The organism is Pyruvatibacter sp. (genome assembly GCF_040219635.1).
Taxonomy (GTDB): domain Bacteria; phylum Pseudomonadota; class Alphaproteobacteria; order CGMCC-115125; family CGMCC-115125; genus Pyruvatibacter.
The window spans coordinates 853,546-877,880 of sequence record NZ_JAVJSC010000003.1; the positions used below are offsets into that span (position 1 = coordinate 853,546).

The 24,335-nt window shown below is 58.3% G+C and carries 25 protein-coding genes and 1 tRNA gene; 6 read left to right on the forward strand and 20 right to left on the reverse strand.

Annotation, left to right across the window (positions count from 1 at the left end; translation table 11 throughout):
• Positions 1-4: 4 nt before the first annotated feature.
• The 7 genes from RIB87_RS07510 to RIB87_RS07540 all read right to left on the reverse strand — a co-directional run bounded on the left by RIB87_RS07510 (position 5) and on the right by RIB87_RS07540 (position 6,595).
• A complete protein-coding gene (locus RIB87_RS07510) occupies positions 5-1,315 on the reverse strand; it encodes a cellulose synthase operon protein YhjQ/BcsQ (RefSeq protein WP_350145141.1) in 1,311 nt (436 codons plus the stop codon).
• A gap of 11 nt (positions 1,316-1,326) precedes the next feature.
• Complete coding sequence (locus RIB87_RS07515; RefSeq protein WP_350145143.1) at positions 1,327-2,025, reverse strand: CpaD family pilus assembly protein; 699 nt, start codon at positions 2,023-2,025, stop codon at positions 1,327-1,329.
• A gap of 7 nt (positions 2,026-2,032) precedes the next feature.
• Complete coding sequence (locus RIB87_RS07520) at positions 2,033-3,610, reverse strand: type II and III secretion system protein family protein (protein WP_350145146.1); 1,578 nt, start codon at positions 3,608-3,610, stop codon at positions 2,033-2,035.
• Positions 3,607-4,440: a Flp pilus assembly protein CpaB gene (gene cpaB, locus RIB87_RS07525; RefSeq protein WP_350145148.1), complete on the reverse strand. Its 834-nt coding sequence runs from the start codon at positions 4,438-4,440 to the stop codon at positions 3,607-3,609. The genes RIB87_RS07520 and cpaB overlap by 4 nt, the downstream gene beginning before the upstream one ends.
• 150 nt (positions 4,441-4,590) lie before the next feature.
• Positions 4,591-5,124 carry an A24 family peptidase gene (locus tag RIB87_RS07530; RefSeq protein ID WP_350145150.1) on the reverse strand — a complete coding sequence of 178 codons (534 nt, stop codon included), beginning with the start codon at positions 5,122-5,124 and terminating at the stop codon, positions 4,591-4,593.
• Positions 5,125-5,322: 198 nt separating this feature from the next.
• A complete protein-coding gene (locus RIB87_RS07535) occupies positions 5,323-5,487 on the reverse strand; it encodes a Flp family type IVb pilin (protein ID WP_350145152.1) in 165 nt (54 codons plus the stop codon).
• A gap of 352 nt (positions 5,488-5,839) precedes the next feature.
• Positions 5,840-6,595 carry a Crp/Fnr family transcriptional regulator gene (locus tag RIB87_RS07540; RefSeq protein WP_350145154.1) on the reverse strand — a complete coding sequence of 252 codons (756 nt, stop codon included), beginning with the start codon at positions 6,593-6,595 and terminating at the stop codon, positions 5,840-5,842.
• A gap of 215 nt (positions 6,596-6,810) precedes the next feature.
• On the opposite strand from RIB87_RS07540, the gene RIB87_RS07545 reads away from it, so the two are divergent.
• The gene (locus tag RIB87_RS07545; RefSeq protein WP_350145156.1) at positions 6,811-7,347 is read left to right on the forward strand and encodes a pilus assembly protein N-terminal domain-containing protein; all 537 of its coding nucleotides are present in this window, start codon (positions 6,811-6,813) and stop codon (positions 7,345-7,347) included.
• Between the two features lie 73 nt (positions 7,348-7,420).
• Here RIB87_RS07545 and RIB87_RS07550 read toward each other — a convergent pair whose 3' ends face one another.
• Positions 7,421-9,028 (reverse strand): TadE/TadG family type IV pilus assembly protein, encoded by a 1,608-nt coding sequence (locus RIB87_RS07550; RefSeq protein ID WP_350145158.1) that lies wholly within the window; start codon positions 9,026-9,028, stop codon positions 7,421-7,423.
• Positions 9,029-9,223: 195 nt separating this feature from the next.
• Between RIB87_RS07550 and RIB87_RS07555 the strand changes: the two genes are divergently transcribed.
• Together RIB87_RS07555 and RIB87_RS07560 are read left to right on the forward strand one after the other, a co-directional pair.
• Positions 9,224-9,808, forward strand: a complete 585-nt coding sequence (locus tag RIB87_RS07555; RefSeq protein WP_350145160.1) for a TadE/TadG family type IV pilus assembly protein — start codon at positions 9,224-9,226, stop codon at positions 9,806-9,808.
• Positions 9,809-9,865: 57 nt separating this feature from the next.
• Complete coding sequence (locus RIB87_RS07560) at positions 9,866-10,354, forward strand: TadE/TadG family type IV pilus assembly protein (RefSeq protein WP_350145162.1); 489 nt, start codon at positions 9,866-9,868, stop codon at positions 10,352-10,354.
• Positions 10,355-10,602: 248 nt separating this feature from the next.
• Here RIB87_RS07560 and RIB87_RS07565 read toward each other — a convergent pair.
• A tRNA-Ser gene (locus tag RIB87_RS07565) sits at positions 10,603-10,692 on the reverse strand.
• A gap of 293 nt (positions 10,693-10,985) precedes the next feature.
• On the opposite strand from RIB87_RS07565, the gene RIB87_RS07570 reads away from it, so the two are divergent.
• Both RIB87_RS07570 and RIB87_RS07575 read left to right on the forward strand, forming a co-directional pair.
• Positions 10,986-11,291 (forward strand): hypothetical protein, encoded by a 306-nt coding sequence (locus tag RIB87_RS07570; RefSeq protein ID WP_350145164.1) that lies wholly within the window; start codon positions 10,986-10,988, stop codon positions 11,289-11,291.
• A gap of 45 nt (positions 11,292-11,336) precedes the next feature.
• Positions 11,337-11,618: a hypothetical protein gene (locus RIB87_RS07575; RefSeq protein WP_350145166.1), complete on the forward strand. Its 282-nt coding sequence runs from the start codon at positions 11,337-11,339 to the stop codon at positions 11,616-11,618.
• On the opposite strand, the gene lepA is transcribed toward RIB87_RS07575, so the two are convergent.
• The 11 genes from lepA to RIB87_RS07630 all read right to left on the reverse strand — a co-directional run bounded on the left by lepA (position 11,615) and on the right by RIB87_RS07630 (position 23,528).
• Complete coding sequence (gene lepA / locus RIB87_RS07580; RefSeq protein WP_350145169.1) at positions 11,615-13,417, reverse strand: translation elongation factor 4; 1,803 nt, start codon at positions 13,415-13,417, stop codon at positions 11,615-11,617. The genes RIB87_RS07575 and lepA overlap by 4 nt on opposite strands.
• A 71-nt stretch (positions 13,418-13,488) precedes the next feature.
• Positions 13,489-14,352: an ion transporter gene (locus tag RIB87_RS07585; RefSeq protein WP_350145171.1), complete on the reverse strand. Its 864-nt coding sequence runs from the start codon at positions 14,350-14,352 to the stop codon at positions 13,489-13,491.
• Between the two features lie 58 nt (positions 14,353-14,410).
• The gene (gene pheT / locus RIB87_RS07590; protein ID WP_350145173.1) at positions 14,411-16,804 is read right to left on the reverse strand and encodes a phenylalanine--tRNA ligase subunit beta; all 2,394 of its coding nucleotides are present in this window, start codon (positions 16,802-16,804) and stop codon (positions 14,411-14,413) included.
• Entirely contained in the window at positions 16,801-17,895 is a 1,095-nt protein-coding gene (pheS, locus tag RIB87_RS07595) for a phenylalanine--tRNA ligase subunit alpha (RefSeq protein ID WP_350145175.1), read from the reverse strand. The genes pheT and pheS overlap by 4 nt, the downstream gene beginning before the upstream one ends.
• A gap of 162 nt (positions 17,896-18,057) precedes the next feature.
• Positions 18,058-18,414 (reverse strand): 50S ribosomal protein L20, encoded by a 357-nt coding sequence (gene rplT / locus RIB87_RS07600; protein ID WP_350145177.1) that lies wholly within the window; start codon positions 18,412-18,414, stop codon positions 18,058-18,060.
• A gap of 40 nt (positions 18,415-18,454) precedes the next feature.
• On the reverse strand, positions 18,455-18,652 hold the full coding sequence (rpmI, locus tag RIB87_RS07605) for a 50S ribosomal protein L35 (RefSeq protein ID WP_350145179.1): 198 nt from the start codon (positions 18,650-18,652) through the stop codon (positions 18,455-18,457).
• 189 nt (positions 18,653-18,841) lie between these two features.
• Positions 18,842-19,348 (reverse strand): GNAT family N-acetyltransferase, encoded by a 507-nt coding sequence (locus RIB87_RS07610; protein WP_350145181.1) that lies wholly within the window; start codon positions 19,346-19,348, stop codon positions 18,842-18,844.
• A gap of 23 nt (positions 19,349-19,371) precedes the next feature.
• Positions 19,372-20,619: an LLM class flavin-dependent oxidoreductase gene (locus RIB87_RS07615; RefSeq protein ID WP_350145183.1), complete on the reverse strand. Its 1,248-nt coding sequence runs from the start codon at positions 20,617-20,619 to the stop codon at positions 19,372-19,374.
• Between the two features lie 115 nt (positions 20,620-20,734).
• Positions 20,735-21,256, reverse strand: a complete 522-nt coding sequence (infC, locus tag RIB87_RS07620; RefSeq protein WP_350145185.1) for a translation initiation factor IF-3 — start codon at positions 21,254-21,256, stop codon at positions 20,735-20,737.
• 134 nt (positions 21,257-21,390) lie between these two features.
• Positions 21,391-22,344, reverse strand: coding sequence for a glycosyltransferase family 9 protein (locus tag RIB87_RS07625; protein WP_350145187.1), 954 nt, complete (start codon positions 22,342-22,344; stop codon positions 21,391-21,393).
• Positions 22,341-23,528: a glycosyltransferase family 4 protein gene (locus RIB87_RS07630; protein WP_350145189.1), complete on the reverse strand. Its 1,188-nt coding sequence runs from the start codon at positions 23,526-23,528 to the stop codon at positions 22,341-22,343. The genes RIB87_RS07625 and RIB87_RS07630 overlap by 4 nt, the downstream gene beginning before the upstream one ends.
• 11 nt (positions 23,529-23,539) lie before the next feature.
• Between RIB87_RS07630 and RIB87_RS07635 the strand changes: the two genes are divergently transcribed.
• The gene (locus RIB87_RS07635; protein WP_350145191.1) at positions 23,540-24,322 is read left to right on the forward strand and encodes an alpha/beta hydrolase; all 783 of its coding nucleotides are present in this window, start codon (positions 23,540-23,542) and stop codon (positions 24,320-24,322) included.
• Positions 24,323-24,335: the final 13 nt, after the last annotated feature.

Here is a 24,335-nt window from a genome sequence, read left to right on the forward strand (position 1 = left end):
CAGATTATCCCTTCCTGCCCAGCAGCCGCGAGAGCAATGACCCTCCCACAGCAGCCCTGGCTGAGATGGGCCGACCCGAAACCACAGATGCCAGATGGCGCATTCCCTGCGCAGTTTTGCTGCGCGCATCAATCTCTTCAATCATCTGGCCGTTGTTGGCAGCTTCACCAAACAATGCCGCATCAAAAGGCAAAACAAGCGCCGGATCGCTGCCAAGCGCCTCGGCAAAATCCTTGATGGGAATCTCTGGCCGCTTGGCAACGCCCACCTGATTGATAACAAGATGCGGCGTTACGTCGTTGGGGCGCGCTGCCGATAACATGTCCAGCAGGTTTTTTGTGTTGCGCAGGCTTGCCAGATCAGGCGTTGCCGTTATGACGATCTCGTCGGCTTCCAGAAGCAGCTTGCGAGTCCACGGACCCCACACATGCGGCAGGTCCAGCACAACGCAGGGCACCGAATGGCGCACCACATCAAGCACCACTTCAAACGTATCGTTATCAATCGCGTAATCGCGATCAAGTGTGGCGGGCGCTGCAAACAGGCTTAAATGCTCCGTACACCGCACAAGAAGTCGTTCAAGCAGCACATCATCAAGCCGCTCAGGCGCATACAGGGCGTCCGCAACGCCTTGTGCGGGATCCTGGTTGAAATCCAGGCCACCGGTGCCAAACGCGAGATCAAGATCAACAATCGTCACGTCTTCGTTCATGTGCTCCGAAATGCACCAGCCTGCGTTGTGCGCAATGGTGCTGGAGCCGGTGCCGCCGCGTGCGCCGGTGAACGCGATGGTGCGTCCTAGCGGTGGAGCTTCCGGGTCTGCATACAGCGTTGAAATGCTTTCAACGATTGAAATCGGGTGGAGCGGAGCAACCAGATAGTCATTCACACCTTTGCGGATAAGTTCGCGGTAGAGCGAAATATCGTTGGCGTGACCGACCACGACAATGCGTGTGCCCGCGTCACACACTTCCGCGAGGCGATCCAGTGAATCAAGCAACTGCTGACCACCCAAAGCACTTTCGACAATAATAAGGCCGGGCGTTGGTGTGTCGGAATAGTGTGAAATAGCAGAGAGAATGCCGCCCATATGGACAGTCAAATGCGCCTTGGCCAGTCGCCGGTCCTGTGCCGCCCGCTGCAATGAGACGCCCACATCAGGCGTTTCGCAAAATGCCTGAATGGTGACGCGCGGCACCGGCCGAATGACCGTGCCGTCGCTCGTGTGCGGGGCTTCGTGTACACGCCCAGGCTCACCTTGCGCTTCATTTGGAAACGGTGGCATCTGCGGGTCTATCTGATGGGCTTCGCTCATCTTCTTTACGCTCAGTTCTGATTGACCTGGCTGACCGCGCCGGATTCTTCTTCCGAGCGTTCAGACTGGGTTGTTTCACCGGCGCGATAGCGCTCAAGAATGTCGTCGCGGCGTTGTGCATCCGCAGGGTCCATGCCGCGTGGCGCAACAAGATCTCCGGGATCAGCCACCATCACCGCGAGGTTATTGCGTGCTGCGCAGCCAAAATTGGGTGACGCCGTATTGCGTGGGTTAAATGCATAATCCTGTGACCAGTTTCCACATGGGCTTGGCGTTGCCACATGCTGAGTGAACGACAGAATGAGGGGCGCATTAGAGGCTGCGCCGGACGCGCGGTAATGGCTCAGGCGTACATCGCGCGCACCCAGTGCAAGTGCATCGAGACGTGTTTCAACTTCTGCAGCTGCCCGCGACGCAGCACCTCGGTTGGGTGCGCCGGTGGGAATGGACATGACCATTGGCCCGTCACCACGTGCTTTGTATCGCGCGGCAAAGCCGTCAATGCGCGCAATATCATCATCGCTAAGCGACACGCTGTCTGGCGCAACATCAATCATCAGCGTTGCTGCCTGTGTATCCACCGTAATCGGATGACGTTCGGAAATGTTCGTCGCCTGCAACGGACCATTCTGACCAAGATTGGCGCAAGCGGTGAGGCCCAATGCCAGTATGGCAAAGCCGACCGTACGAAGATTGAAAAACACATCCATCGCCGCACTACTCCATGATGAAGCCAACAGGGCCCTGAAGTGTCTTCTTCAGGTCGCTCTTGCTGGCGCTCTCGGTGCCGTTCAGGCGGCCGAGCAGAATGGTTTCAAGGTCGCTGGCTGGGATGCTGTCGTCAGTTGGCAACACGAACTCGCTTTCGTGTTTGGGGTCCACCAGATAAGGCGTCACGATCACAACAAGTTCGGTTTCAGCATTCAGATAGTCGCGTGACCTGAACAGGGAGCCGAGAATGGGAATGTCCTTTGCGCCGGGAACACCATCAATGTTCTGGCGCGTTGTTTCCTGAAGCAGGCCGGCAAGCGCCAGCGAGCCACCGGATGGCAGCTCGACCGCTGTTTCAGCGCGCCGTACCCGCAAGGCTGGAATGGTCACGCCGTTGACCTGCACAAGATTACCGTCAGAGTTGGTGAATGTGCCGCCCTGCGCTACGAACGCACCGTCTGACGACAGTTCACTGACTTCAGTTGAAATCTTGAGGCTGATCCGCCCCTCGGAAAGCACAACGGGCGTGAAAGCAAGGCCCACACCAAAGGGTTTGAACTCAATGCGCACATTGCCGTTGGTATCGCGGTCAGACGGCACCGGAAACTCGCCACCCACAAGGAAGTTAGCGCTTTCACCGGAGATCGCAGTCAGGTTGGGTTCCGCCAGCGTACGCAGCAGGCCTGAACGTTCAAGCGCACGAATGGCGCCATCCACATAAGACCCGCCATTGGCATCGCTGAAGTTGGCCCCGCTTGACTGCGGAAACACAGAGCCGCCCGCCGTGGGCGCACGCTGGCTTGTGGGAGCCGTCGTCAGCCCGCCAAGCGACTGCCCCTGAAGCGAAAAATTGTTGCTGGTGGCAAGCCGAAGTGCCAGATCACCGATTGATGTGACGGAAGAAAGGTCGATGCCGAGTTGTTTAATCAGGGTACGTTGCATTTCAGCAATCGTAACTTTGAGCAGCACCTGCTCCTTGCCTTCAATCGACAGCATGTTGAGGACTTTGGCTTCGTCCCCCACAAACCGGGCAGCGATGTCGCGTGCCTTGCTGGCAGCCGCTGCATTGGGGACGGCACCCGTCAGCATGATGTTGTCGTTGATTGCTTCAACCTCAATGCGCGCTGTCGGCAAATGCCGCCCAAGCACGCTGAGGAGTGAATCAAGGTCGCGTTCGACCCGGATTTCCAGGTTCAATACCTGTCGTCCGGCGGCGTCGAAGAAAAATGCATTTGTCTCGCCAACTTCCATACCCAGAAGGTACGTGCGGCGTGCGCTGCGCACGATGGCGTCAGCAATCTCAGGATTGGATATCAGCACATCGGCGGCATCAACCGGAAGTTCCACAACGGCCGCCTTGTTGAGACCAAGCGACATGATCTGGCTTTTGGCGCTCTCTCCGCCCGGATCAATCCGAACAACGGGCGTGCCCTCTTCCCCGCCCAGGAGCTGAGCGGCGTTTGTCGGGGCCGCTGCAGGGCCCGCGACGAAAACGAAGGCTGCAAATGCCGCAAAACTGACATGCCGGGACAGAAACCCGGCGCGCTGTGCAAGGCAGCTCAAATGATGTGCATAAAGGCTCATCGGCTACTCCTTGGCTGCTCAAGCGACCGCACGCCATAGCGCACGACGGTTACAGTATCGCCGTGCGATGTGTTTGCGGGTTTGTTTGCTGAAAGGGCGCCTGTGTCCTGCGGCCCACCCGTGGACATGTCGGCCAGGCTGCGAAGCGACAGCCAGATGTCGCCAACAGCCTGCGAGCGTGCCAGCGTTTCAGCCTGCATGGGTGTCAGCTCCAGCGTTGCGGTTTTACCCACCACAACTTTTTCGCCGGTTTCGTCCGTTGCTTCGGCAAAGGCCTGGTCGATCGCCAGCACCCGCACATTGGTCAGCACGGTATCGCTGCGCACTTCAGGCTCGCGGCTGCCGTCGCTGCGTCCTTCGCGGGTTACAATCACATCCACCCGGTCGCCGGGCAGAATGAACCCGCCGGCACCGGTTTCAGGTGATATGCCCACAGAGACGGCGCGCATTCCCTCGCCCAGCCGTGCTGCCATGAACCCCGTGGCATCTCCGCTGATGACTTTGGCATCGGTAACGGGTTCGCCTTTGAGCATTGGCGCACGCACAAGCGCCCCCTGCATGGTGGTGGTGATTTCAGGCGAGCGGGCCTTGACGATGAACCCTGGTGCCAGTGCCTCGCTGGGCCAGGTCTGCCACCGCAGATCGCCCGGCGCGATGCGTGAGCCGACCGGCAGATCATTTGCAGCCACCAACACCTGATCTGTAACCATCTGCGGTTCAGGTGCCTGGGCTATCTGCTGATCGCTGCCGACAAACGACGAGGCAAGCCATGCTGCTGCAGCCGCAGCGAGCACGGCTAGAATAAGAACGGCGATGCGGGCAACAGACATAAGCCAGGCTTTCGCGATGAGGTGGGATGCAGGGCCTGCCTGATCCGCACGGAAGGGTTCAGGCGGTATCAGACCGGGAATTCGTCAATTCCCGGTTAACCGTGTTGGTCAGAATTTCGGTCAAATGAGATGTGATTGCGCAGCGTCGGGTCATGCCGCACCTGCCAGCCACCCGCTTTGGGCAAATGCGATGAGGCCGCCGGCAGCGAGCGCAATGCCATATGGCACGCCTTCTTTAGGGTCGTGCAGGCGCATGATCCAGCCTTGTGCTGCCAATGGCCCGGGCATGGGCAGTTTGCGGAATGACAACAAGAACAGCGTCAACAGGCCGCCCAGAACAGTGGAAATCAGGGTGAAGGCCAACACCTGGTCCGGCCCCAGCCATAGGACCGTGGCGGCAAAAAACTTGGCGTCCCCACCACCAATCCAGCCGGTTGCAAACAGCCCCATGCCTACCAGCAGCGCCGCAAAGCCCACAAGCCCATGCCAGCCCAGCGCTTCAAGTGGCATGGCTGTGCCCGCAGCCGCAATCGGGAATGCCAATGCCAAAGTGCCGGTCAACCAGTTGGGGATGCGCATTGAGGCCGCATCACTTGCAGCGGCTGCAAGCATGAAAACGGGGAATGTGCTGATGACGAGCCATTGCAGCAGCGTGTAGTCGGGCAGGGTGGCAAGGTTGAGCATAAGGACCATCGCAAAAGGCGGCGGAGGAACGTTGGCCCATTAGGCGCTGCAAGCTGTAAAGGGTGGGTAAACCTTAAAATGCGACGCACCGTCTAAACGGTCGGGTATCAGCGGGCACCACATGAAAAAGGCCGCCGGATTGCTCCGGCAGCCTTCATCTGTTCAGACGGCAAGAGCCGTCCGATCATGCCTTGCGGCTTACTGCATTTCGTCAGAAACGCTACCGAACGTCGTGCCGATGTTCGTGCCGAGCGTGTTGACGGCCGTGATGATCGCAACAGCGATGCCGGCAGCAATAAGACCATATTCGATGGCAGTGGCGCCGGACTCATCACCGGCAAAGCGCTTGATAAAATGGCTCATGAAAGCCTCCTCTGGATCAATCCAAGTTCGCGAACTGCATAGTCAACAGTCCCAGTTCAGTGCTGACGGTCGGGACAGGCCGCCTTCGCACCTGTGCAGACCTTAGCGCTGACGGCTTACCTGCTCCTTAATTTCAAAGTTAAAATCAGATATCTCAAGCGAAAATGTCAGGGTATGAGAAAACGAATATGTATAGACATAATAAAAATAAATATAGAATAGGTCGAAGAGTGAATGGCGATTTATATATGCTGACTCTGATACGTAGTTTGGTTAACAATATGTTATTCGCTCAGATAAAGACGAGTTATTCAAGGCTGTGTTGTGGGAAGGTGAGCATGGATGTAGAGATTTAGGGCCGGGAAGCGGTATCTTCAGTGTTCGTTTCCTGACCAACGGCCAGAACGCGCAGTCTGTCGGCGTCCAGTATGCCCAGTCCTGGGTATCGGCGCGCGGCACAGCCCGTTTTGACCAATGCGGCAAGCGCTGCAGCCACGTCGTCTTCGTGCAAATCCGTCCATTGGGCCAGTTCACGATGCCGGGGCAAGCGGGCAATGGTGAGTTCGCCGGGCATGTTCGGGTCTGGTTCCGCCATTCGCAGAAGTTCAGCATAAAGCTTGTGGGCGCCTGCGTTTGCGACACCCAGCGTACGGGGTGCCGCATTCACCGTCTCGTGCGCCTGTATGCGCAACAATGCCAGCGCCACCTTGGGGCTGTCTTCGAGAAGGCCAACAAAGGCTGATGCGGGCACCAGCACGACACGCGTTGCTGTCAGGCAGACAGCGGAAAGATTGGGCGTGTGGTTCGCCAGCGCCTCAATATGCCCAAACAAGCCACCCGTTGGCACGTCATGGAATGCGACTTCACCATGCCTGTCGGGCGGGTAGGAGACCCTGACTGAACCCTCGCAGAGCATGGCAACACTCGCCAGTCCGGATGCGGGTCCTCCCACAATATCGCCTGCTGCATATGAAACAGCGCGCCCCTGAGCAGCAAATGCCGCAAGAGACACATCATCCAGATGGGCAAGGCACGCAATGCTGCGAAGCGCCTGCGCTACATCGTCGGCAAATCCAGGGGCGTCTTTGGCCTGAACCGTCTGTGTCATGGCTGTGTGCGGCTCGCGTGAATGAGGAGTGGAATGATGTTCAGGCTAGCCTGCCAGCGAATAAGCGGCGTTTAAGCCCATTGCCAAATCCTTAAACAAAGCTGATCCCCCGCCTTTGGTGTTTCTTCACCATTTCCGGCGACGCTGCTCCCACGCTTTTCAGCCAGCGCCACCTGACACCGTCATACGCTGGCCATGACCCCGGGAGCAGGCTAATGCGCCGCACGACCAATTCACCGTTCAACGCCAAGGTGATTACAGCCCTTGCTGCTGCTTTGCCGTTTGCTGCCATAGGTGCATCAACGGCACCATCACATGCCGGCGGTATGTATGAAATGGTATCTCACGACTACAAGGTGGGCATTGATCAGGCAAAGGTGCTGCGCATTGAAGGCGCAGCCTCCATCGTTGCCGTAGGCAATCCATCAATCGCAGATGCGATCATTCAAGGGTCCGACATGCTGCTGCTCATTGGTCGCTCCTACGGCGCCACCAATATTCTGGTGTTTGACCATGATGGAAATGAAACAGCATCGCTGATTGTAAACGTGGTGGACATGGCGCCTCGCCTGCTGACGGTCAATCGCGGTGGCGCCCAGGCCAGCTACAACTGCGCACCGGACTGCAAGCCTATACTGCGTATCGGTGATGCGCCTGAATACAACGAGACAATTGGCAAGCAGACCGGCGTGAAAATGGGTCTTGCTGCTGATGGTGCATCAGCAACTGCTGAGGGTGCCTCTGAGGAATAGAACCAAACTGACGACGAACGAAAAAGCCCCGGCACGCATCTGCGCGCCGGGGCTTTTGTTTGGTGGAAAAACCCTAACGGGCAATGCGCAGGTTACTGAGGTCAAAAGCGATAGACTGAAAGACACGCCGCAGCTCCTCGTTGCTTGGCGAATCGAAATACAACTCAGGCTCAGTGGCGCAGTTGCGGAAGATCTCGGCCAGGCTCGACGAGTTCAGCTGGAATGTAATTGTGTAGATACGCACGCCGTCAGCCTTCACGCGCGTGCACATTTCAGCAACCTTCTGGTCAATGATATTGCGGGCAGTGCCGCGGTTTGTCGTGCCCAGGCGGCCCGTGCCGACATATCCAAAGCTTGTGTAATCGGAATCGTTGTGGGTGCTCTGACTGACGATCTCATTGTTGCCGTCAGTCAGCAGGATCAGCGCCTTTTGAACATCCGGGTTGCCAAAACTCGCGCCTTCACTGAACGGAGCCCCCGGCGATAGCACACGCCACCCCCAGGCAAGACCCTCGGCAATGTTGGTGCCTGAATTATACCAGGGTTCCATCGCGCGCACTTCGTTGATGAGTGTGCTCTTGGAGTTTGTCAGTGGCACCAACGGGCGCGCGCAGGCCTTGTTTGGGCCTTCTGTGCTGGACGGTGTCTCATCAACCGAGACGTTGCGGTTCATGTATTTTCCGCCATTGCTTTGGCGCTTATTCTTGTTCCCGCCGATGCGGTCATTGGCGTAATTGTTGTTGTAGCCGCTGCCGTTGTCGGGTTCATCGGGCCAGAAATAAGGAACAAACAAAGTATCCGCGTTACCCAATGTAGGCGCAGTATCCAGGGTGTCATATGGCTCAGGCCGCATCTCAACGCAGCCCTTCCACGAAGCATTGTTGATGCCGTCAAAAAGTTCAAAGTGGTTTGTCGGTCCCCGGTTGGGGTCAAAGTTCTCACCGTGAAACTCCGAGTTGCCGTCCACATCCATCCAGTTCATGTCAAAGCCGGGTGTTTTGATGTTGACGGCAGTAACGAACGGCACCAGCGACATTGTCAAAAGATCGGGCGTGTCCTGATCGCCGAACAGAATACTTACCAGGTCTTCGGCTGCCGTGCGCAACGCTCCAATCTTGCCGTTCCACGCCATCGATCCGGTGTTGTCCAGAACCATCGCGACTTCCAGAGCCTTGGATTCACGCACGACCTCAATTTCACTGCCGACAGTCAGTTTGTCATAACCGATGATCTTCATGATCGTTGTGGGCAGTTCGGCTGTGGCTGAAAGCGTAACGCGCCCGTTAGCCGCTGCCAGCACCAGTTCCCCTGGTACGCCCATTTCTTCGTCATTGTAGTTGGCGTCAAAGAAGCTCTGCGCCATTGCCTTCATCTCAGCGTCGCTTGCCGCGGGGGCTGACCCCACGGCAAGTCCTGCCGCGTCAAGCGCGCGCTCAAGCCTTTGCTGCACAATGAAAGCCCGGTTGAGGTCAATGGCCGCGCCTGCCGCTGCTGAAAGCGGCATCAGCGACAATGCGAATATGATCGCCAGGTTGCCGCGTTTGTTGCGGAAAAATCGGGTGAGGAACGTATTGTCCGTTTGTTGTGTGCACGGAGGTTTACAGTCGCATGGCCGTTCGCCAGGGAGTGCCGCGCAGGCCGCCGCCTTACCGCGACTATGACGGTCTGAGAATATACGCATCTGTTTCTACCGATGCTCCTTGTACCGACATAATGTCGGACATGATCCGCCCCGGACCTCTTGTGATCACAAAAATAGCGCCGGGATCATGAAGCAGGACTTAAGAAAGCTGGTTAGCAAAAGGTGAAGCCGCGACGGACAATTCACGATTGTCCGTATGCCTTGCGGTAACGCATCAGCGCTAAAACTGGCGTCATGAAACAGGCCCGCACCATCACTCCTGGCAAGCTGCTAAGCCGTCGCGTACGTGGCGGTGTGCTGCGTAGGTTCCGACGCTCAAGCGAAGGCTCCTCAGCGGTAGAGTTTGCTTTGCTGGCAATGCCGTTCTTCGGAATCCTGTTTGCGACGCTTGAAGCAACGGCTGTTTTTTTCGCCTCAGTCAGTCTTGAAACAGGTGCTGCTGAAGCGTCACGTATGGTGCGTACAGGTCAGGTGCAGTTGCAGGGCCTGTCGCGTGAAGATATTCGCAACACCATTTGCGATGCAATGTTCATGGGCTGCGATAACCGGATGCAGATTGACGTGCGCCGGTTTGATAATTTTTCGGCGATTGATTTCACCGACCCGCTGACCGAGGACGGTGATCTGCGTACGGATCTTATGTTCCAGCCTGGCAACCCGGGTGACATCGTGCTTGTGCGCGTTTTTTACGTCTGGGAAATAGCAACGCCGTTTCTGGGTGCGGCCATGTCAAACATGTCATCAGGGTCACGCCTCATCATCTCAAGCGCAGCGTTCCGGAACGAACCGTTTGGCAACGCACAGGCGGCGGGAGGCTAACTGCTCATGACTTGCTTCAGTTATCCATTGCGGCGCATACAAAAAGATGACCGGGGTATGTCTTCGGTCGAGTTTGCGCTTTTGCTCCCGGTGATGACTGCCATGTATTTTGGCGCGGTTGAACTGTCCGCTGCGTTGATAGCCGATCGCAAGGCAACCGCCGTCGCCAGCACCGCTGCTGACCTTGCCGCGCAATCAATGGTGCTCAACAATGCACAGATTGCGGATATTTTTGGTGCATCGACGGCCATCCTTGAACCATTTGATGGAACCGGCACGAGGATAATTCTCAGCAGCGTGTCAGATCATGGTGGCGGCAATTACCGCGTGGATTGGAGCGACGCGCTCAATGCCACCGCGTATGCCAGGGGCGCGTCATATGCAGTGCCGGATGATCTCATCATCGGTAACGGCAGCGTTATTGTTGCGGAAGTGACCTACACGTACTCGTCCACGATGGGGCAGTACCTGACCGGCGATCTGGTGATGGAGGATGTTTTTTATGCCCGTCCACGCCGCACCCTTGTGGTTGCCCGCGTAAACTAGCACCCCTCCCGTTAAGGTGCCTGTGGCGCCCGCTGCATACCCCCGATCATGCGTTAACCAACATTCATCGCGGTGTGTCACATCAATACCGCACGCTGTCGCGGCCCTGGTGGTGCGTGAAAAATGCTTTTGGTGCCAAGGGGTATCAGGCGTATCAGCGCTGGCGTCTGGCGGTAAAAACCAGGCAGCTTTGTGCCGTTCCGCCGATCTGACATGCAGTGTCGCGATGCCGGGTTAACCAGAATAAATGGCGGAGAGAGAGGGATTCGAACCCTCGAGACGGTTACCCGCCTACACACTTTCCAGGCGTGCGCCTTCGACCACTCGGCCACCTCTCCGCGAAGTTCCCTTAAGTCTGCAAGACCGGGGAGGGGCGGGAATAGCCCATCAGATGGTCCGCATCAAGCGGCATCGGTAAAGGTGAGGCGCATATCTGCCTTAAATCCGGGCATTCTTTAGGCTTGCGTCATGCAGGCTAGTTCGGGTTGACTATAGGCAGCGACGTTGCAGCCGCATCGCGATGCGATTGCCATGGTCATGTGCGTGTTTGTTCGGGGGCATGGGGATGCCCGAAACACGGTTTTGCAGGACAAGTTTGAGTTGGTTCGGCCGCTGGGGGGCCTGAGAGACAATGGTTATTTTCCGACTGATCGGTTTGATTTTTATCGCCGGCGCTTTGATGGTATTTGGCGCTGATGTGTTGCGTTCGCTTGAAACCGGCGAAGTGGGCATCAACTCGTTTGCGCAGGTATGGGCGCTTCTTGATGAGCGCATTGGCCTGACAACACTCGAAGGCTTCAGGGCATGGGCAGAAGCAACCCTGCCACCCGCAGCCTGGGATCCCGGAGTGGTCTCCGTTCTCAGCTATCCTGCATGGGCGGTGCTGGGTGTGTTTGGTATCATCATCGCGTTGATCTTCCGCCCCCGAAACGGTTAGTCGATCCCAACCCCGCGTTAACCTCGGTACTGGACTGTAGAGCCCATGATCCTGCGTGTGCTCACAGTTTTGTTTCTGGCGGCCACCATTGCATCGGCCGCAAACGATCTCCTATCCCGGCAGGGATTGGCATCGTTGGGCGAGCTGTGGTTCGCGGTGCATTCAGGCTCGCTCAATCTGAGCCAGGCTGTTGTTCAACGCTATATCTCACCTGATCTGTGGGACCCTACGATCATCTGGTTTTTGGGTCAGCCGGCGACGATCATCTTCGGGCTTCTGGCACTGGTGTTTTTTATCGGTGCCTGGCTACGCAGCCGTAACAGCTAGTTGTCGTCCATCTTGAGGGCGGAGATAAACGCTTCCTGCGGTATCTCGACACGGCCGAACTGACGCATCTTCTTTTTGCCCTCCTTCTGCTTGTCCAGAAGTTTGCGCTTTCGGGTTGCGTCCCCGCCGTAGCACTTCGCGGTCACGTCCTTGCGCATGGCAGCAATGGTCTCGCGCGCAATCACCCGTCCGCCAATGGCCGCCTGCACAGGTATTTTGAACAGATGCCGGGGGATCAGATCCTTGAGCTTTTCGCACATCGAACGGCCCCGCGCCTCGGCGCGGGCGCGATGCACAATCATTGCCAGCGCGTCCACCGGCTCCGCGTTGACCAGCACCGACATACGAACAAGATCGCCAGGCTGATAATCTTCGATATGATAATCAAAGCTCGCATAACCGCGCGTGACGGATTTCAGTCGGTCGTAAAAGTCGAACACAACCTCGTTTAGCGGAATGCGATAGACCGCCATCGCCCGTCCGCCCACATAGGTGAGGTTCTGCTGCACGCCGCGCCGGTCTTCACACAATTTGAGAACAGCTCCCAGATATTCGTCGGGCACCAGAATTGTCGCGTTGATCCACGGCTCATCAATGGTGTCGATCTTCATCGGGTCAGGCATGTCGGCCGGGTTGTGCATGTCGATGGTGGTGCCATCGGTCATGTGCAGATGGTAGATCACGCTGGGCGCGGTTGTGATGAGATCAATGTTGAACTCACGCTCAATCCGTTCACGGACAATTTCAAGGTGCAGCAAACCCAAAAAGCCACAGCGGAAGCCAAAGCCAAGTGCTGCTGACGTTTCCATCTCATATTCAAAGCTTGCATCGTTGAGCCGCAGTCGGCCCAGCGCCTCACGCAAATCCTCAAACTGGGCCGCGTCCACCGGGAACAGGCCACAGAACACTACGGGCTGCGCGGGTTTAAAGCCCGGCAGCGGTTTTTCGGTGCGGCGCTTGTCATCGGTAATCGTGTCGCCGACGGCGGTATCGGCCACCTGTTTGATGGATGCTGTGAGATACCCGATCTCGCCGGGGCCAAGGGTTTGAACCTTTTCTTTTTTGGGCCGCATTACGCCCACCTCATCCACCTGGTAAGTGGCGTCGGTGCGCATCATGTGAATGCGCTGACCCTTCTTAAGCTCGCCATCGATGATGCGCACCAGCACAACGACCCCAAGATAGGAATCATACCAACTGTCCACCAGCATCGCCTTCAGGGGCGCTGTGCGATCGCCGACGGGCGGTGGCAGCTTGTGCACGATGGCTTCAAGCACCTTGTCGATGCCAAGACCAGTCTTTGCCGAAATCTCGATGGCGTCGGACGCATCCAGCCCGATCACATCCTCAATCTGTTGTTTGACCCGGTCTGGTTCTGCCGCAGGCAGGTCAATCTTGTTGAGGACGGGCACAATTTCGTGGTTCACCTCAATGGCCTGATAGACATTGGCCAGCGTCTGCGCTTCCACGCCCTGGCTTGCATCCACCACCAGCAGCGAGCCTTCGCAGGCCGCAAGCGAACGGTTCACTTCATAGGCAAAGTCCACATGGCCCGGCGTGTCGATGAGGTTCAGCACATAGGCCTCGCCGTTCTGGGCAGTGTATTCCAGCCGTACGGTCTGCGCCTTGATGGTGATGCCGCGTTCGCGCTCGATATCCATCGAATCGAGCACCTGCTCTTTCATCTCGCGCTGGGTCAGCCCGCCGGTGAACTGAATCAGCCGGTCGGCCAGTGTTGATTTACCGTGGTCAATGTGGGCCACGATGGAGAAGTTGCGGATGTGTGAAAGATCGGTCATTTGCAGCGGCATATAGCACCCGCAAACCCTTGCGCCTAGCGGAATTGACGACAGCAGGCATGGCGGGCTGATTACATGCCCGGCCGTGGCCGTGCTTCCTCTTCGGCTTCAGCTTGTTCGCGCTCGCGGCGCTGGCGCAATTCATCCTGAAAGGCGCCCGCAATAATGCCGGAGGGAAGGCTCACAAGGCCGATGGCACCCAAAATGAGCAGGCCTGCTGCCACTCTGCCACCAAGCGTCGCCGGCACCACATCGCCATAACCAACCGTCGAGAGCGTGACCACGCTCCACCACATGGCCTTGGGTATGGACCCAAAAGCCTCCGGCATGGTGTCGCGCTCAAACAGATACATGATGACGGCGGCGGAATAGATCACCAGCGAGGCAATGACGGCTGCGACCAGAAGTTGTCGCCATGTAGAGCGCAATACCCGCACCACTACCCTCGCGGGCTCAAAATATTTTGCCAGCTTGAACAAACGGGCCAGTCGGAACGCCCGAAGCCAGGCAAGGTCGGCTCCCGTAAAACCTGTAATAATCAGCATGATCAGTTCCGGCCCGAATGCCAGAAAATCAATTGTTAGCCAAAACCGTCCTGCGTACTGCGCGCGGTTGCGCAGGCCACTGACGCCCCGTGTTTCGCCTGCACACCAAAGCCGCAGGCAGAACTCGACAGCAAACACCAATAAAATGGCATCGTTGGCCAGATCCAGCAAAAATGCAGTGCCCGGAGCGAGCCCTTCGATGGTCTCGACCGTGAACAGCACCACACTGAGAATAATCAGAACAAGGATGACCCAGTTGAGTGGTGAAAGGCCCGGACCATCCCACGATTCAAGGAGCAATTGACGGTCAAACCAGTTCCGCGCGTCACTGGCACCTTGCTCGTAGGCGGGTTCATCAGATGGTGGCATGTTGCCGTTTGGAGCGGTCATTGGGTCTTTATCCGCAATATGGGCCGTTCGCGAATCACGGAACGGCCAATGGGCAAGGTTACCCTCGCAACGTGCCTCCCGTCGCCTTGTTCACGGCTGCGATGACTTTATCTGACACAGCATCAATATCTTTGTCGGTCAGTGTCTGGCCGGTAGGTTGCAATGTTACCTCGATAGCCATCGACTTGCTGTCGGTGTCGATACCGGCCCCCTGATAGATGTCAAACACCTGTGCATCTGTAATCAGCTTCTTGTCGGCGCCCCTGGCAGCGCGCAAAAGCGCATCTGCCGCAACATCACTGGCAACAACAAAGGCAAAGTCGCGGCGCACCGGCATCAGGTCTGCCGCCTCAAGCGGCGGCTTGGCGCGTGTGGGCTTCTTGCGCGGTGCGGGTATGGCATCAAGATACACCTCAAAGGCTGCGACGCGGCCAGACAGCCCCATCGCCTCAACGACGCGCGGATGCAACTCGCCGAACTGGGCAAGGATTGTCTTCGGCCCAAGGGTCAGCAGGCCCGAGCGACCCGGATGATACCAGTGAGCGGCACCCGTCGAGACCTGAACACTTTCAGCCGGACCACCCGCAGCGGCCAAAGCCGCCAGTGCATCTTCTTTAGCAGTAAACACGTCCGGTGCCGCCGACCCGCGCCAGTCGCGGGTTGTATTGCCCGCACGCAGACCTGCCGCAGATATGCGTTGCCCCTCGGGCGTTTCGTCTGCGTAGTGTGCGCCCACTTCAAACAGCGCCACGTCACGAATGCCGCGGTCAACATTGCGCTGGGCTGCCGCTGTCAGCGTTGCCAGAATGCTCGGGCGCATGTCTGACAATTCAGACGAAATGGGGTTGGCAAGTTCCAGCGTTTTTTCACCGCCGCCAAACAACTCAGCTTGCTGCTTTGAGCAAAACGCCCATGTCACGGCTTCTGATAGTCCGCGCGCCGCCAACGCCCTCCGCGCCTGCCGGACCCGACTTTGCATCGGTGTCAGAATAGCCGTCGCCACCGCGTGGCGGCGCGTAAGCGGCACAGGCTTCACTTCATTGATGCCATGCACGCGCACAGCCTCTTCCACCAGATCAGCCGACCCATGCACATCAGGCCGCCACGAAGGCGGTGTAACGCGTGCCGGGGAGGATGCGCGGTCGCTTTCAAACCCCAGCGCATCAAGGATTGTAAAAATACGGTCATCCGAGAGCTCAAGGCCGGTCAGCTTGCGCACGCGCGACGTATCGAAGGCAATGTCGCGTCGCCACGCAGGAACACTGCCCGTACTTTCAACCTTGCTGGCCTCACCGCCGCACATATCAAGAATTAGCTGCGTGGCCATTTCCATGCCGTCAGCCGCAAACGCAGGGTCCACACCGCGCTCAAAGCGAAAGCGGGCATCGGAGGTAATGCCTGTCTTGCGTCCGGCAGTAGCAATGGTGATCGGGTCAAACAGGGCGCATTCCACAAACACATTTACGGTGTTCTCGGTGCAACCGGTTGCCTCGCCGCCCATCACGCCACCCAAACCCAGCATCCCGCTATCATCGGCAATGACACACATGCTTTCGTCGGCGGAATATTCTTTACCGTCGAGCGCCAGGAACTTCTCCCCCGGCTTCCCCATGCGCGCATGAACCGTTCCCTTGAGCTTGTCAGCATCAAACACGTGTAGCGGTCGTGCCCGGTCAAACGACATGTAATTGGTAACATCCACCAGCGCATTTATCGGGCGCAGACCGATTGCGCGTAGTTTCTGCTGCAGCCAGTCAGGGGAGGGGCCGTTCCTTACGCCCCGTATCATCCGTCCAAGGAACAAGTGGCAGGCGGGATCACCCGCAAACTCAAGCCCCACCTTCGTGGCGCTTTCAAATGTTCCCGCTACACGCTTGATCGCATCCGGCCTAAGCGTGCCAATACCCATAGCCGCCAGATCGCGGGCGATGCCACGCACACCTGTGCAGTCAGGTCGGTTGGGTGTGATGGCAATTTCAATCACCGGGTCATTGATGCCGAGCGCATCAGCTGCAGGCGTCCCCACCTCAAAGTCACCTTCAAGGTCGATGATGCCGTTATGCTCATCTGAAAGTTCAAGCTCACGCTCGGAACACAACATGCCGTTGGACTGAACGCCGCGTATTTCTGTAGGCTTCAGCGTCATGTCGATGCCCGGCACATAGGCGCCTTCGGGGGCAAAAATACCTGTCAGGCCTGCGCGCGCGTTGGCAGCACCGCACACCACCTGCATTTCACCGCGAGCCGTAGCAACCTTGCAGAGTTTCAGCTTGTCTGCGTTAGGGTGCGGCTCGGCTGAAATAACTTTGGCAACCGTAAAAGCAGACAGCGCCTTCGCCGGATCGTGGATGTCTTCCACCTCCAGCCCCAGCATGGTCAGGGCATCGGAAATCTCGTCCAGCGTGGCTGTGGTCTCAAGGTGGTTCTTGAGCCAGGAGAGGGAGAACTTCATCGGCTCAATCCTCCGTACAGGGAGGGTATGTCGAGCGCAGCAAATCCATAATGCCTGAGCCAGCGAAGATCGCCGTCAAAAAACGCCCGCAGGTCCGGGGCGCCATATTTGAGCATCGCCAGCCGGTCGATGCCGATGCCGAACGCAAATCCCTGATACACATCAGGGTTCAGCCCCGACGCACTCAGTACATTCGGGTTCACCATGCCGCAGCCCAGAATCTCCATCCAGTCGTCGCCCTGGCCAATCTTGATATCCTTGCCGGAACGATCACAGCGGATGTCCACTTCCATGGACGGTTCGGTGAACGGGAAATAGCTGGGGCGGAACCGCATCTCGACGGTGTCCACCTCAAAATACGCGCGCGCAAACTCTTCAAGCGTCCAGCGCAAGTGCCCCATATGGGTTTCTTCATCAATGACCATGCCCTCCACCTGATGGAACATCGGCGTGTGGGTCTGGTCACTGTCGCAGCGGAATGTGCGGCCCGGCGCAATGAAGCGATGCGGCGGCTTTTCGCTGCGCATCGTGCGCACCTGCACGGGGCTTGTATGCGTGCGCAGCAGCAGCCGCGAGCCATCCTCGTGCTCATGGAAATAGAACGTGTCATGCATCTGCCGGGCAGGGTGCTCAGGCGGAATGTTGAGGGCTGTAAAGTTATGCTCGTCCGTCTCGATGTCCGGGCCTTCTTTTACGTCAAAGCCCATATCCGCAAAAATCGCGATGATTTCGTCCATCACCTGGCTGTTGGGGTGAATGCGGCCCTGCTCGGCAGGCGGCAGCGCCACGGGCAGCGTTACGTCTACACGTTCCTGTTCCAGCTTCACCTCGAGGGCTGCGTCATGCAGCATGGCTTGGCGCGCGGTGATGGCATCCGCAATGCGCGTCTTGAGGCCGTTGAGCAGGGGGCCGGCATCCTTGCGCTCCTCCGGGCTCATCTTGCCCAGACCCTTCATCAGCTCCGAGACGCGCCCTTTTTTGCCAAGAGCCGCCACGCGCACCTGCTCCAGCGCATCGAGGCTCTCAGCATCTGCGATGGCAGATGTGAACTGGTCTTCGAGGGTTTTGGCTTCGGCTTGAAGGTCGCTCATCTGGTCTAATTCCCGGCCTGTTGGCCACCTGCTTGATGCAGGCCTTGTTGCATAAAAAAATCGCTGTTGCACGCGCGTGACTGCTGATGCGGTTCTGGTCAGAACCGGCAGCAGCCCGCGCGGGCAAACAGCGATGTGTATCGTGTGGTAAGTCCGGGAGGACTACTTCAGCGCGGCGGCCGCCTGATCGACCAGAGCCTTGAAGGCCTCAGGTTCGCGGATCGCGATGTCGGACAGCACTTTGCGGTCCACTTCGATGCCCGCAACACTAAGGCCGTTGATAAATCGGCCATAGGTCATGCCATGCTCGCGCGTGGCGGCGTTGATGCGTTGAATCCACAGCGAACGGAACGTCCGCTTGCGGACCTTGCGGTCGCGATACTGGTACTGGCCAGCCTTGTCCACGGCCTGGGTGGCGACGCGGAAAGTGTTTTTGCGGGCGCCGTAGTAGCCCTTGGCGGCCTTGATAACTTTGCGGTGACGGGCGTGAGTTGTGACGCCCCGTTTGACACGTGCCATGTCGGGTTCTCCTCAAACGAGATTTCTAAAGGTGGGGCGCTCAGCCGTAAGGCAGGAACTTTTTGACAATCTTTGCATCCTGCGGTGACAGGATGGTTGTGCCGCGCAGATTGCGGATCTGCGTCTGCGTGCGCTTTATCATGCCGTGACGCTTGCCGGCCTGGCCCGCGCGCACTTTCCCTTTAGCCGTAAGAGAGAAACGCTTCTTGGCGCCGCTCTTTGTCTTCAGTTTGGGCATTTCGCATCTTCCTTCACATCAAAGCGCCGGACCAAAAATCCGACGCTGGAACAGCAACCAAGCCGCCATGGCATGCCCTACAGGCCAGGCGGCACTAAGACGCGGGGTTATAGAGGGGGTTTGAGGGTGGTGCAAGGGGTGTTGGCGGCTGCAAATAAGGTGCGAGACCCTCCGGTCAAGCCATTGAGTTTATGAGGGATGTGAGAAAAGGGGGTGAAACCCAACGACTGAACGCGGCGCGGTTTGCCTCAAAGGTAATATCTGGAAATATTCCTCCGGCTCACCTTCCGGGCAAAACTCAGGATATAGTTTGAAGCCAAAGCGACTGTAATAAGCCGGATCCCCGACCAACACACAGCCCGCAGCATCGCGTTCGCGCAGCATGGCCAGCCCCCTCTCAATCAGACGAGCGCCAATGCGCCGTTTTTGAAGGCCGGGTTCAACGGCCACTGGCCCCAAGGCGTACCAGTTGGCTGATCCATCCGCTGCAAATGCCGGTGTGTAGGCAATGTGTCCTGCAACTGTGCCTTCGTATTCGGCCACAAGCGAGATGGCCAACACGCCGGCATCTCGCAACTTGCCGATCAGCTCATGCTCGTCGCCGTCTGAGAACGGCATTGGGGCAAATGCACGTTCGGTAATGCTCGCAATAACGGCATAGTCATCAGCCATTTCTTCCCGGATTATCAGGTCCATCCGTAGCTTCCAAGCATGTGCCGTTACTCCGCCGCCGTCTGGTTGACCTGCGGTTTGGAAACAGCCGCGGGAATAACCGGAATGTCCTTGTCGGCGATTGGCGGCATCGTCTGTTTGCGGGCCAGTGCCGCCTCAACGTAAGGCGCAAGTTCCTCAGCCTTTTCAGCCTCGCGGTTTGCCACGTCAGCCTTGAAGTCCGGCATCACATCGGAGGCAAACAGCTCCAGACTTTCACAGATATGCTGATGCGAGTTGTTGCCCGCCTGCTGCATGAAGATCACCTGGTCCACGCCTGCGCTCTGCATGGCCTTGAGATGCGCGCGCATGTCGTCCGGCGTGCCGATGCCGCCAAGCCCGCCCGGCGCCTGCGACGCCGCCTCCTTGATGACATCTTCCGTGCGGTCGCCCCGGCGCTCGATGTATTCGGCCCACATGTCCGTGCGGCCGGGCACAAAGTCCTGCGTTACCATGCGGCCAAGCGCGTAGCCGAAAAATTCAAAACCCTCATGGCCCCGGCGGATCGCCTCCTCACGGTCATGATGGATAGAGAACGACGACACCATGGCGATGTTGGCATTCACCCGGTGGCCCAGCGGCACGCACTGGTCGGACTTGATGATACCGTAATAGATGTCCGCCCACGCGCGGGCTTCATCAGGGTCAACAAACGAAAACGCCAGCGCGCCAAGGCCAAGAGATGCCGCCACCTTAATGGTGTCGCGGTTGGTGCACGCCATCCACATCGGCGGATGCGGCTTTTGCAACGGCTTGGGAATGACATTGCGGCATGGCATGGAGAACGTCTTGCCTTCAAACCCCGGATACGGGTCCATCACCATCATGTTGGCAATCTGTTCGGCGGCCTCCAGTGACATGGCGCGTTTTTCGCGGGCGGGGATGTCGAAGCCGCCAAGCTCAAGCCGGGTCGCGCCTTCGCCAATGCCAAAATCAACGCGGCCATCGGAAATGAGGTCCAGCGTGCCGATGCACTCAGCCGTGCGGGCAGGGTGATTGTAGTTGGCGATTACCTGACGGATGCCGTGGCCAAGGCGGATGTTTTGGGTTTGTCCGGCGGCGGCGGCGAGAAAAACCTCAGGCGCTGCGGAGTGTGAATACTCTTCAAGGAAGTGATGCTCCACCTCCCATGCGTAATCATAGCCGAGTTTGTCAGCCAGAACGATCTGCTCCAGCGCCTCTTTGAAAAGACGATGTTCCCCGTCCTCGCCCCACGGGCGCGGCAGTTGAAGCTCGTAAAAGACCCCAAAACGCATGGGTTCAGTCCTCCCGGTTTTTGTTTCGGGAAGTATGACGCTGAATGGCACGAATGCAAAAGGCCGACATGCGTCCACGCGTCGGCCTTTTGAACTCTGTGATGGACATAGCCCTTTAGCGCGGTGCGAGCACCATAATCATCTGCCGGCCTTCGAGCTTGGGGTGCAACTCCACCTTGGCAATCTCGTCCACCTGATCGCGGACCCGGTGCAGCAGCTTCATGCCCAGATCCTGGTGCGCCATTTCGCGGCCCCGGAAACGAAGCGTGACCTTCACTTTGTCCCCTTCTTCAAAGAATCGCAGCATGTTGCGCATCTTCACGTCGTAATCGTGCGTGTCGATGTTGGGACGCATCTTGATTTCCTTGACGTCCACCGTCTTCTGGTTCTTGCGCGCTTCGGCGGCTTTTTTCTGGGCCTGATACTTGTATTTGCCAAGGTCCATGATTTTGGCGACGGGCGGTGCGGCGTTGGGAGACACCTCCACCAGATCAAGGCCTGCTGCATCGGCCATTTCCTGGGCGCGTTGTGTGGCGACAACGCCTACGTTTTCGCCTTCAGCGTCGATAAGTCGAACGTCAGGGGTGTTGATCTGTTCATTGGCGCGCGGGCCCTCCTGCTTTTGAGGGGGCGCCATATTGGGGCGGCGTGCGATGTTGGTTCTCTCCCGTCAAGACGGCGCGGGAGTTCGTCCAATTCAAGTGTCCCGCAAGCCCCGTCCAGTTAAAACAAAGGTGTGTAGCCGTTATATTTCGTGAATCCGCGCATTTTTCAAGTTTTTAAGGTGGAGGCCTCTAACGCTTCCATAACGCGGGCGGGCGAATGCGCTGAAATATCAGGGGCTTCCAGCACACAGACTTGTGGGCCGCGCGGAGCACAAAGGGCGGGGTCACTGTCCGCGCCGAACAGAGCCACGCTTGGCGTGCCGGCCAGTGACACCAGATGCATGGGCCCGGTATCGTTGCCCACAGCGTACTTTGCCCCCAGCGCCAGCGTCACGATGTCGTTCAGGCTGGTGGAGCCGGTCAGGTCCACCGCAGTGGGTTCATGGGCGCAAATCCACGCTGCAAGCGGCGTTTCGGCCTGCGTGCCCAGCACCAGCGGGCGAACGCCGTTTGTGGCCCAGATCGAAGCCACTTCGGCAAACCGCTCAACCGGCCAGCGCTTGGCAGGGCGGTGGGGAGCCGCGCCGGGGATCAGCAGCCCATAAGGGCCCTCGTGCCCCATGATTTCCCCGGCGCTTCGCACTCCGGCGAGCGGGGCGACATTTGCCAACGGGGTGCGGGCAATGCCTGCATCGCGCAACTGCTCAGCCTGCCGCTCGACGGTATGCATGAAGTCACGTTGCGGGTTTGTGTGTGGATGGGAGCAGCCGCGCGCAATGCCTGACCACTGCGTGCGCGGCCACAGCAGATGAAAGTAAAGCGACGAGCGCGACGAGGTTTGCAGATCATATACCCGCGTGAACTGTGCCCAGCTCATGCGCCGCACAAGCGACAGCAGCGCGCCAAATCCTTTGGCCCGGCCATCTTCCCACACGTCGTCAAAAAAACCTGAGTCGCGGGCAAGCCCGGCAAACGGCGGCGTGGTCAGCAGCGTGATGTGGGCGTGGTCCGTATCGTCCAGCGCATTGTGATGTGCCCTTATGGCCTCAAACGGTCCCAGCGCCTGAACAAAGTCTCCAAGCGCACCCAGCTTGATAACCAAAATCCGCTGCGCCGTCATAAGCCCAGTACATCCCGATAGACTTTGAGTGTAGCCGCACACATGGCGTCAGACGTGAAGGCGCTGACGGCATGGTGACGTGCCCGCGTGCCCATCGCTGTTGCTTCTTCCGGTGTCAATGCCAGCGCATCGTCCAGCGCGCCGGCCAGTGCGTCTGCATCTCCTGGCTCAAACAGCCATCCGGTACGGTGGTGAGCGGGTTCGGTTATCAACTGTTCGCGCGCACCGCCATGGTCGGGCGCAATCATCAGCTTTGCCATCGCCTGGGCTTCAACACCAATGCGCCCGAACGGTTCAGGGTCAAGCGATGCGGACACCACAATGTCTGCAGCCTTGTACGCGGCAGGCATGTCGTCCACATGGTCTGCAAGCGTCACCTGTCCAGTCAGGCCAAGCTCGGCGATGCGGGCACGCACTTCTGCCTGAAAATCATCACGGCCCTGGGCATCCCCGGCAATCACGTAGCGTGCGGGCATACCCACCTTTGCGGCGGCATCGAGAAGCAGCAACGGGCCTTTCCAGCGCGTGAGCCGCGCGGGCAATAAAACCAGCGGCCTGGTGTCACCCTCAATGCCCCATCGGGCGCGCAATGCCGCTACACGGTCAGCATCCACAGCGGCGGGATCAAACTGTGCAAGGTCAAAGCCGCGCGGTATCGGGTGAACGCGCTTCGCCGGCGTGCCGTGCACCTTCATGATGCGGTCTGCCGTAAACTGCGAATTGGCAATCACCGCCTGACCTGCCGCCATCACCGAATTGTAGCCGACCTTCCAGCGCGGGCGCTCATGCACCTTGCTGTGATAGGTGGTCACGAAATACCGGTTCTCCGCCCGCGCGGCCGCATATGCACTCCATGCTGGCGCGCGGCTGCGGGCATGAATAATGAAAATATCGCGCGCACGGATGATGCGGCGCAGCTTGCCTACATTTTCAAGCATCACCAGCGGGTTTTTGGACGCGGCCTGCATATGAAAAACAGTCACGCCTGCGCGCAGCAGATCGCTTTCAAGTCGCCCGCCCTGCGTTGCCACGAACGACCGCCACCCGGCGCGCGCCACAGCACTTGCCACCTCAACGCAGGAGCGCTCAGCACCTCCCGCGTCAAGCTGCGGGATTACCTGCAGCACACCAGGTACGCTAGGCTCGTGTTGAGTGTCGTCGCTCACCGGTTTTTCGCTATTCACCAAAGGCCCCCATGACCATTGTTCAAAACCTTACCCGCCCTGACGGACAAACGCTCGCTTTTCAAAAACGCGAGGCCGTCGCTGGCACCGCCGCGTCGCCCACAGTCGTCTGGTTCGGCGGCTTTAAGTCCGACATGACGGGCACAAAAGCAACCGCCGTGGACGACTGGGCCAAAGCTCATGGCCGCGCTTTTGTGCGGTTTGACTATTTTGGCCACGGCGCATCTTCCGGTGCTTTTGAAGATGGCACGATCAGTCGCTGGCTGGACGATGGTCTGCATGTGCTGCGGGAGCTTGCACCCGGTCCGGTCGTGCTTGTTGGGTCCAGCATGGGCGGCTGGCTGTCGTTGCTTGTCGCCCGCGCGCTTTCAGCGTCGGGCGAGGCACAAAGGCTCAGAGCCATGGTGCTGATTGCGCCGGCTCCGGACTTTACGGAGGCATTGATGTGGGAGGGGTTCTCAGACGAAGTCAAAAACCAGATCATGACTGCAGGGGCTTATCGTCAGCCTTCGGATTATGACGACGAGCCATATGTCATTACGCGCAACCTAATTGAAGATGGGCGCGCGCACCTGCTGATGGACAGGCCCGTGGCTGTTTCGTGCCCGGTGCGCATTCTGCAGGGTATGCGGGACGAAGATGTGCCCTGGCAACATGCCCTGAAGCTGGTTGATCTGCTGGAGGCCGACGATGTGATCTACACGCTGATCAAATCCGGTGATCACCGGCTCTCAACGCCCTCCGATATTGCCCGGTTGCACACTGTGCTGGATGAAGTGGCGCGGTGTAAATAAGGGGTGAGCCGCC